Genomic DNA, 1,215 nt, shown 5'->3' with positions numbered 1-1,215 from the left:
TTACCGATGAACCGGTTCCCCTTCCTGACTCGTCATGGTCAGGTTATTTCGATATTCCGCCTGTCGTGCAGGCGAGGTCCGTTCAGCCGGCGTTCGCGATCGCGAATGCGATATCCGGTAGACCGATGCGGGCGGCATGTTCCGGAACACGGTGCCGAGCAATACTGCGTCCAACCTGGCTCTATGAAGGATGGCGTCCGGGACCGGACACCGCATGCCATAGGTGAATTGAAACAGACTGCTGCCCGGCTCAAGCCTGAGCGCTACGCCCCGGATGATCCGATACACAGTCCGGGTTGGCATCGACAGAAGCGGGAGTCCGCTGATGATGGCATCATATCTGGCAGCCTTGCTGATCCCTGCCGCCGACAGCCGGGCAGCGCTGCCCCGGACGATCCGCGCACCGGGGAAGCGGTTGGTAAGAAGCTCTGCGAAGCTTTCATCCAGTTCGACCAGTGTCAGTTGCTCCTCGGCAAGTCCCCGCGCCAGAAGCGCACCGGTGAAGACGCCTGTTCCCGGGCCGAGCTCGAGAACTTGCCCGGTGGTGTGATCGACAGCCTTTGTCATCAACCGGGCCAGCGAAGCTCCTGAAGGCAGGACCGCACCCACCATCAGCGGGTTGGCGATCCACTGGCGAAGAAACGTCAGATGCTGCGGCGTCTGAACCACTACCGGGCGCTCCCTAGGTACGGATACCTCGCCATGCGAGAAGGCGCATCGCATTGGCGGTGACGAGAACGGTCGCGCCGGTATCGGCAAGGATCGCAGGCCAGAGCCCCGTAATCCCGAGAACGGTCGTTACGAGGAACACGGCTTTCAGCCCAAGCGAGATGACGATGTTCTGCCAGATGTTGTTCATCGTCAGCCGCGACAGGGAAACCATGTTCGCGACGTCCTTCACCCGGCCATGTAAGATCGCAGCATCCGCCGTTTCGAGCGCGACGTCGGTTCCACCGCCCATGGCAATGCCGATGTCGGCGGCGGCAAGCGCGGGCGCATCGTTGATGCCGTCGCCGACCTTCGCCACGAAGCGGCCTTCCTGCCGCATTTCTCCGATCATCCTCTGCTTGTCCTGCGGCATCAGCTCGGCGCGGGCTTCCATTCCGAGCGAAGCGGCGATGGCTTTCGCGGTGCGGGTGTTGTCACCCGTGAGCATAATCGCGTCCGCTCCCAGTTCGCGAAGAAGCGCGATGCCCTCCTTTGCGTCCTCGCGCG

2 protein-coding genes are annotated in these 1,215 nt (G+C 62.5%); both read right to left on the bottom strand.

The features are described 5' to 3' along the window. Complete coding sequence (locus J0I64_RS15610; RefSeq protein ID WP_035029381.1) at positions 1 to 669, bottom strand: rRNA adenine N-6-methyltransferase family protein; 669 nt, start codon at positions 667 to 669, stop codon at positions 1 to 3. Positions 670 to 682: 13 nt separating this feature from the next. After that, a partial coding sequence (locus J0I64_RS15605) for an HAD-IC family P-type ATPase (RefSeq protein WP_291409886.1) occupies positions 683 to 1,215 on the bottom strand: 533 nt, incomplete at its 5' end.

This window comes from Devosia sp., assembly GCF_017307565.1.
Classification (GTDB): domain Bacteria; phylum Pseudomonadota; class Alphaproteobacteria; order Rhizobiales; family Devosiaceae; genus Devosia.
Note: the sequence above shows the minus strand (reverse complement) of the source record. Positions and strands in the feature narration are given on the sequence as shown.